This window comes from Rhodovulum sp. PH10 (assembly GCF_000293785.1).
Classification (GTDB): Bacteria; Pseudomonadota; Alphaproteobacteria; order Rhizobiales; family Xanthobacteraceae; genus Rhodoplanes.
The window spans coordinates 38,352-46,309 of sequence record NZ_AKZI01000121.1; the positions used below are offsets into that span (position 1 = coordinate 38,352).

5 protein-coding genes and 1 riboswitch are annotated in these 7,958 nt (G+C 72.1%); of the genes, 1 reads left to right on the top strand and 4 read right to left on the bottom strand.

Going from position 1 to position 7,958, the window contains the following annotated elements; genetic code table 11:
* Positions 1–39 precede the first annotated feature (39 nt).
* A riboswitch (SAM-I-IV-variant riboswitch) is annotated at positions 40–159 on the bottom strand.
* A gap of 33 nt (positions 160–192) precedes the next feature.
* Together A33M_RS18135 and pdxA are read right to left on the bottom strand one after the other, a co-directional pair.
* Positions 193–1,116 (bottom strand): DeoR/GlpR family DNA-binding transcription regulator, encoded by a 924-nt coding sequence (locus tag A33M_RS18135; RefSeq protein WP_008390198.1) that lies wholly within the window; start codon positions 1,114–1,116, stop codon positions 193–195.
* Positions 1,074–3,524: a 4-hydroxythreonine-4-phosphate dehydrogenase PdxA gene (pdxA, locus tag A33M_RS23185; protein WP_008390200.1), complete on the bottom strand. Its 2,451-nt coding sequence runs from the start codon at positions 3,522–3,524 to the stop codon at positions 1,074–1,076. Before pdxA ends, A33M_RS18135 begins: the two co-directional genes overlap by 43 nt.
* Before the next feature lie 591 nt (positions 3,525–4,115).
* Between pdxA and A33M_RS18145 the strand changes: the two genes are divergently transcribed.
* Complete coding sequence (locus A33M_RS18145; RefSeq protein ID WP_008390203.1) at positions 4,116–6,239, top strand: sodium-translocating pyrophosphatase; 2,124 nt, start codon at positions 4,116–4,118, stop codon at positions 6,237–6,239.
* A gap of 120 nt (positions 6,240–6,359) precedes the next feature.
* Here A33M_RS18145 and A33M_RS18150 read toward each other — a convergent pair whose 3' ends face one another.
* Together A33M_RS18150 and A33M_RS25065 are read right to left on the bottom strand one after the other, a co-directional pair.
* Positions 6,360–7,604, bottom strand: coding sequence for a lipid A biosynthesis lauroyl acyltransferase (locus A33M_RS18150; RefSeq protein ID WP_008390205.1), 1,245 nt, complete (start codon positions 7,602–7,604; stop codon positions 6,360–6,362).
* 69 nt (positions 7,605–7,673) lie between these two features.
* A partial coding sequence (locus tag A33M_RS25065; protein WP_040621535.1) for a hypothetical protein occupies positions 7,674–7,958 on the bottom strand: 285 nt, incomplete at its 5' end.

Consider the following 7,958-nt stretch of genomic DNA (forward strand, 5'->3'; position numbering starts at 1 on the left):
GGGGTCGTCCGTCCTCTGGCTCGGGGCGGACGCGGGTGGCGTGATCCGTTTGGTTGCCGGCTCGGCCACATCCTCCCCGGTCGATCGGACCCTGGGAGTGCCACCTTGCCCGGAACGGCAGGTTGGCGTTGGGCGTCGCCCCAACTCTCGATGCGGGATCGATTTTAGGGGGTGCCGTCGCCGAGGGCAAGATCAGTGGTTCTGCGCCTCCGTCCGGTCCGGCGCGCCCTGCGGCGCGTGGGCGCCCTGCGGGGCGTGGGCGTCGTGTGGGGCGCGAGCGTCGTGCGGGGCGCGAGGGTCCTGTGGGGCGTGAGCGTCCTGGCCGTCCGCGTCGGCGGGCGGGCGGTCGGCGCCGGCCTCGGCCACCACCACGGTGACCTCGGGCAGGGCGCGGAACGGACGGAGCTGCTCGGGGGTCGCCTCGGCGTCGGTCACCAGCGTCCAGGGGCGGCCGAGCGGCAGCCAGGCCGGCTGGTGGGCGCTGCCGAGCTTGCTCGCATCGACCAGCAGGAACACGTGCGCCGCCTGCTGCACCATCCAGTCCTTCAGCGCGATCTGCTCCTGCGTCGCCTCGCACAGGCCGCGGCCGGCGACCACGCCGTCGGCGCCGAGAAACAGCTTGTCGACGGTGATCCGCCGCATCATCAGCTCGGCGAGCGGCCCGAACGTGCCCATGCTGATCGAGCGCAGCGTGCCGCCGAGCAGCGTCAGCTCGATCGTCTCGGAATGGGCGAACACCGGCACCAGGGCGAGATTGTTGGTGACGACGGTGAGCCTGCGGCTCTTCAGCCGCAGCCCGAGCGCCTCGACGGTCGAGCCGACGTCGAGCAGCACGCGGTCGCCATCGTCGACCATCGCCGCCGCGGCGCGGCCGATCGCCTGCTTGGCCTGGAGGTTGATGTGCTCGCGGCTCGCCAGCGCGTCCTCGACCGCCGGCCGCGACAGGATGGCGCCGCCATAGGTGCGGGTGACGGCGCCGGTCTCCGACAGCCGGTGCAGATCGCGGCGGATGGTCGAGAGAGACACGTCGAGCCGCTCGGCCAACACCTCGACATTCTCCTCGCCGGAGCGGATCAGGTCGAGAATCTGCTGCTGTCGCTCGCGTCGGCGGCGCATTCCGGTGGCCTTTCGTGATGCTCGGATGATCGGGGGGAGGCCGGTGCGCGGGCGCGCCGGGCGAGGTCGGCCGCGAGCGTCAGCGCGGCGATCATGCTGCGCGCGTCGGCGATGCCGAGGCCGGCGATGTCGAACGCGGTGCCGTGATCGACCGAGGTGCGCACCACCGGCAGGCCGACGGTGACGTTCACGCCCGACTCGATCCCGGTGACCTTGATCGGGATGTGGCCCTGGTCGTGATACATCGCCACCACCAGGTCGAAGTCGCCGCGCTGGGCGCGGAAGAACAGCGTGTCGGCCGGCAGCGGCCCCTCGATGGAATACCCCTTCGCACGACAGGCGAGGATGGCGGGGACGATCTTCGCCTCCTCCTCGCCGCGGCCGAACAGGCCGTGCTCGCCGGCATGCGGATTGATCGCGGCGACGCCGATCCGCGGCTGCGCCACCCCGGCGGCGACCAGCGTGTCGCGGCCGCGGGCGATGGTGCGGGCGACCAGGCCCGGCTCGATCGCCGCCACCGCGTCGACCAGGCCGAGATGGGTGGTGACGTGAACGACCCGCAGCCGCGGGCCGACCAGCATCATCGAGACTTCCGGCGTGCCGGTCAGCTCGGCCAACAGCTCGGTGTGGCCGGGATAGGGATGGCCGGCGGCGTGCAGCGCCTCCTTGCTCAGGGGCGCGGTGCAGATCGCGTCGGCCTCGCCGGCGGCGACGATCGCCGCCGCGCGTGCGACGTAGCGATACGCGGCCTCGCCGGACAGCGGCGACACCACGCCGAACGGATGGCCGGGCGGCACCACGCCGAGATCGACGCAATCGATGGTGCCGCGGGCGAAGCCGGCCTCGGCGGCGCGTTCGATCCGCCGCACCGCGACCGGCACCCCGAGGATTTTCGCCGCCTCCTCGAGCCTTGCGGCGTCGCCGATCACCAGCGGCCGGCACAGGTCCAGCATCTCGCCGCCGGCGAGCGCCCGCACCACGATCTCCGGGCCGATGCCGGAGGGATCGCCCATCGTCACCGCCACCACCGGCTTCTGCCGGGTGGCGTCGCCGTCCGTGCCGGTGCCGGTCGCCGAAGGGCGGCCGAGCGCAGCGGACAACCGGTCGAGGCAGTGGGCGAGCGAGTGCTCGTCGCCGAAGCTGCCGGCCTTGGTGACGATCGGCAGCGCGGTCGCCCCGATGGTGCGGCCGAGCGGGATGCCGGGCTCGATCTCGGCGCACAGCCGGATGCCGGTCACGCCCATGCGGGCGAGCAGCGGCCGCAGTGTGCCGCCGCCCGGCACGATCATCCCGCCGAGACGGGGAGCCACCGGCGCGACGATCTCGGCGAGCGTGTTGCCGACCACGTCCGCCCAGACGAGATCGGTCGTGGCCGAGGTCTCGGTCTCCACCAGCACGTCGCCGGTGGCGAGCGCCGCCTCGATCCGCGCCGTCAGCTCGGCCGCGGCGGGGGAGCTCGGCGCATCGCGCAGCACCGCCTCCGGCAAGGTGACGGTGGCGACCCGGCCGGATGCCGACAGTTTTGCCGAACCCTTTCGCGAGACGTCGGCGAGGCTGCCGACCACGACCAGGACGGGACCGGGCGTTTCGGGGGCCGCCGGCGGCGCCCGCCCGTCCGGGCGCTCGGTGGCGGCGAGCGCGCCGGACAGCCCGCCCGAGCCGACGAACACGAGCCGGTCGGCGAGCGGCAGCGTCGCCGCGGCGATGATCGCGAGGTCCTCGTCGGTGACGGCGTCGCACACCAGCACGCGGCGGCCGGCGGCGATCGCCGAACTCACCGCGGCGCGCACCGCCTCCGCCCCGCGGCGGACGCAGGCGAGCGGGATGGTGTCGGCCGACACCCCGACCGCGGCGAAGCGGGCCGGCAGGTCGCCCGGATCGTCGAGGCCGGCGGCGTGGCGGCGCGAGAGCGGCGTGGCCTCCGCCAGCGGCCTGCCGTGCACCCGCACGCGGCCGGCCTCGGTGGTGCGGCCGTTCGCCGGGAAGGCCGGCGCGACGAAGGCCGTGCGCGGAGCGCTCTCACGTTCGGCGAGCGCCTCCAGCAGCGCGGTGGTCTCCGCCGCGACATGCCCGCGCAAGGTGGAATCGATCTTTGCAAAGATCCGGTCGCCGGGCCGGAGATGGGCGGCGAGCGCCGCCCGCTGGCGGGCCGGCGCGCCCGCCGGGTCGAGCCGGCGGCCGTCGGTGTCGACCGCCAGCACCACACCCGCCGTGCCGGACGGGGAGCCGTCGTCGCTCGCCTGCGGGGACGCGCCGGCGTCGGCCGGGGGACGGTCGCCGTCGAGCACGACGACACCCTGGTAGCCGCGGGCGGCAAAGGCGACGGCGCAGTCGGCGGCGCCGGTGAGGTCGTCGGCGAGAACGAGCCAGGACGGGCCGGGCGGAGGGGGCGGTGCCGCGGGGCTCACGACCGCCTCCGCTCGCAGGTGCGCCGGAGTTTTGCGGCGGTCGAGCGGCTCGAAACGTCTTGCCGGACGCCGCTTTGGCGGGGCAGGGGGACCACGGCACGTCCTTCACGTTGACCGAACTGCGCACACGGGCGGCCGAGGCCGCAGGTCGGCGCGGCGCCGTCTCGTCACGATGTGGCGGAGGCGTCGCCGAATCATCACATGCGCAGGCCCCGAGGCAACCGCGGATGACCGGATCACGCAGTTTTTTTGAGATGTGATCCCGTGTGTCCGGGATCGGAGCCGGCCTGCGCGGCGGCCTCGCGCCAGTGAATCGCGATCCGTCCGCCGTCGCGGCGTCCTCGCCGGACGCCCGCCGCCGTTTCGTCGCGTGCCGCGGGAAGGGCGAGCGAAGGCCGCCGCCGGACCGTCCGGGCGGGCGGAAAGAGACCGTGGATCAGGGCTTTCGTACCGTGGTTTTCGTTGCGTCACATACGTGTTTTTGGCAAGGTCCGCGCGCGGCTTTTCCGGCCGGCCGGAATGGGAGCCGGCCGTGCGTTGTGCGCCCCGGTCCCGGGGCCCCTGCCAACGAAAATCAGTCGAGGGTCATCAATGACAGCTTTGTGGGTCATCGTCCTATGCGGGGCGCTCTCCATCGTCTACGCCATATGGGCGGTACGCTCGGTGATGGCGTCGGACGCCGGGACCGAGCGCATGCAGGAGATCTCCGGCGCCGTGCGCGAGGGCGCCCAGGCGTACCTGAAGCGCCAGTACAGCTATATCGGCGTGGTCGGCATCGTCATCTTCGTGCTGCTCGGCCTGTTTCTCGGCTGGCTGGTGGCGGGCGGCTTCGCCATCGGCGCGATCCTGTCGGGCGCGGCCGGCTTCATCGGCATGAACGTCTCGGTGCGCGCCAATGTCCGCACCGCCCAGGCGGCGATCTCCTCGCTCGCCGGCGGCCTCGACATGGCGTTCAAGGCGGGCGCGATCACCGGCCTTCTGGTCGCCGGCCTGGCGCTGCTCGGCGTCACCGTCTATTTCGGCGTGCTCACCCAAGGGCTCGGCTTCGCGGCCGACCAGCGCGTGGTGATCGACGCCCTGGTGGCGCTCGGCTTCGGCGCCTCGCTGATCTCGATCTTCGCCCGTCTCGGCGGCGGCATCTTCACCAAGGGTGCGGATGTCGGCGGCGACATGGTCGGCAAGGTCGAGGCCGGCATCCCGGAGGACGATCCGCGCAACCCGGCGACCATCGCCGACAATGTGGGCGACAATGTCGGTGACTGCGCCGGCATGGCCGCCGACCTGTTCGAGACCTATGCGGTGACCACGGTGGCCACCATGGTGCTGGCGGCGATCTTCTTCCGCGGCACCGACATGCTGCTGCCGATGATGATGCTGCCGCTCGGCATCGGCGGCCTGTGCATCATCACCTCGATCGTCGGCACCTTCTTCGTGAAGCTCGGTGCCAACCAGTCGATCATGGGCGCGCTCTATCGCGGCTTCATCGCCACCGCGGTGCTGTCGCTGATCGGCATCGCCGGCGTGGTCGCGCTGCTGATCGGTTTCGGCCCGCTGCCGGGCGTCGGCTATTCCGGCTGGCAGCTCTATGTGTGCGGCGTCACCGGCCTCGCCGTCACCGGCCTGATCGTGTGGATCACCGAGTACTACACCGGCACCAACTTCCGCCCGGTGCAGACGATCGCCAAGGCCTCGGTCACCGGTCACGGCACCAACATCATCCAGGGCCTCGCGGTCTCGCTCGAGGCGACCGCGATGCCGACCATCGTGATCATCGCCGGCATCCTGGTCACCTATGGGCTCGCCGGCCTGTTCGGCATCGCGGTGGGCGTCACCACCATGCTGTCGCTCGCCGGCTTCGTGGTCGCGCTCGACGCGTTCGGCCCGGTGACGGACAATGCCGGCGGCATCGCCGAGATGGCCGGCCTGCCGGCGGAGGTCCGCAAGTCGACCGACGCGCTCGACGCCGTCGGCAACACCACCAAGGCGGTCACCAAGGGCTATGCGATCGGCTCCGCCGGTCTCGGCGCGCTGGTGCTGTTCTCGGCCTACAACGAGGATCTTCGCCACTTCATCGGCGATTCGGCGACCTACCCGTACTTCGAGGGGGTGCAGCTCGATTTCGCGTTGACCAACCCCTACGTCGTGGTCGGCCTCCTGTTCGGCGGCCTGCTGCCGTACCTGTTCGGCGCCATGGGCATGATGGCGGTCGGCCGGGCGGCCTCGGCGATCGTCGAGGAGGTGCGGCGCCAGTTCCACGAGCGGCCCGGCATCATGAAGGGCACCGAGCGGCCGAACTACGGCCGTGCCGTCGATCTGCTGACCAAGGCGGCGATCAAGGAGATGGTGATCCCGTCGCTTCTGCCGGTGCTGTCGCCGATCGTCGTCTATTTCGCGATCTACGTGATCGCGGGGGGCGGCGCGGCCGGCAAGTCGGCGGCCTTCTCCACGGTCGGCGCGATGCTGCTCGGCGTGATCGTCACCGGCCTGTTCGTCGCGGTCTCGATGACCTCCGGCGGCGGCGCCTGGGACAACGCCAAGAAGTACATCGAGGACGGCCATTACGGCGGAAAGGGCTCGGAGGCGCACAAGGCCTCGGTGACCGGCGACACCGTCGGCGACCCCTACAAGGACACGGCGGGCCCCGCCGTGAACCCGATGATCAAGATCACCAACATCGTCGCGCTGCTGCTGCTCGCGGTGCTGGCGCACGGCTGATCGGGTAAAGCCCGCGGGCGGCTTCGGCCGCCCGCCGAGGAGACGACACGCGAAGGGCCCGCCGGTGTGGCGGGCCCTTTTGCGTCGAAGAGGTCGTCGGAGCGGCGAGAGGCGAGGGGGCTACCGCCAGCGGCGGTGCAGCCACAGCCACTGCTCGGGATGGTCGCGCACCCAGCCCTCGATCACGTCGGTGACCATCTGCATGGTGCCGTCGACCTCGATCTTGCCGTCGGCGTCGCGCGGCAGCGCGAGCGGCCCGACCAGCTCGAAGCGGAACCGCTCGTCCGGCAGGCGGATCGCGCGGGCGCCATAGATCGGGCAGTCGAACATCCGGGCGAAGCGGCCGAGCATCGGGTTGACCTTGCAGCGCCGGCCGAAGAAGTCGACGTCGATGCCGCGCACGTAATGCTGGTCGACCAGCATGCCGACCATCTTGCCGCTCTTCAGCGCCTCGCGGATCCGCAAGGGGGTGTCGGGGCCGGCGGAGATCACGGTCGAGCCGAGCGCGCTGCGCTGCTTGACCATCTCCTTGGTGAAGGCGCCGATCCGCGGGGCGCGAAACACCACGGCGATCTCGCGCCCGAGCGTGGTGGCGCCGAGCGGGGTGATCTCCCAATTGGCGATGTGGCCGGTGAAGAACATCGCCCGGCCGCCGCCGCGGCAGGCGCCCTTCAGCCGCTCGGCCGAGGCCGCGTCCATCTCGATCCGCCCGCCCGGCTTCGGGTCGTCCCAGTCGTAATCCCACAGGCGATCGAGGTGGGCGTACTCGACGAACAGCCGGCCGAAATTGTCCCACATGCCGGCGAGCACCTTTTCGCGCTCGGCCTTCGACATGTCGGGAAACACGGTCGCGAGCTGCTCGTCGGCGGTGCGGTGGCCGCGCAGCCGCGGTCCGATCCGCCGCATCGCCGCTCCCGCGAACGCCGCGCCGCGCTCGAGGTCGAGCTTGCGCAAAAGCCGCAGCGCACCGACCCCGGTGCTGCCGACCGCGGTGTCGATGCGATCGCGAATGCTGCGGTGCTCGATCGAGCCGACCTGCGGATTGGCCTCCTGGATGCGGGCGGTCAGCGCATGGACGAACGGAAAGTAGCTCTTCGAGCGGTCCTCGACGCTGCGCAGCCCGGTCCAGTGCGCGGCGGAGATTTTTTCACGGCCGCCGTCCTTGCGGTGGAGCAGGCAGGTCCAATAGGCGCCCGGCACGCCCGGAATGCGGGCGAGAAAGACCTCGAGCGCCGCGATGTCGGCAAATGCGAGCCGCCGTTCCCGGCCGTTCTCGGTCCAGGCGAGGGCGTCGGGCGCGATGCGGTAGCTGCGTTCGGCGGCGAACCGGCCGCGGCGGTGGGTGTAGCTGCTGGGCTCGGTCATGAATCGGCCGGATCGTGCCGGCGGGGGACCGGCCGAGTTGCGTTGCTTGGACAATCGTTCGGGCGAGTTTTAGGGGGTCGCGGCCGGCTCCGCCAGCGCCTCGTCGAGCAGCCGCTTGCAGGCGTCGAGATCGGCCAGCACCGTGGTCAGCCGCGCGCGGTCGGTGTCGCTCAGGGAGAACACCGGGGCGGGCGGGACCGGCGCCGGGGCAGGGGCGACATGGACGGGCGCAACCTGTGGGGCGATCTGGGGCGCGGCCTGGGGCGCGACTCGATCGGGGCCCGGCGGCTCGGCGGAGACGTGCGGCGCGGCCGTCGCGGCGGCCCGGCGGGCGGCGGCGTCGCCGGCCTCGGC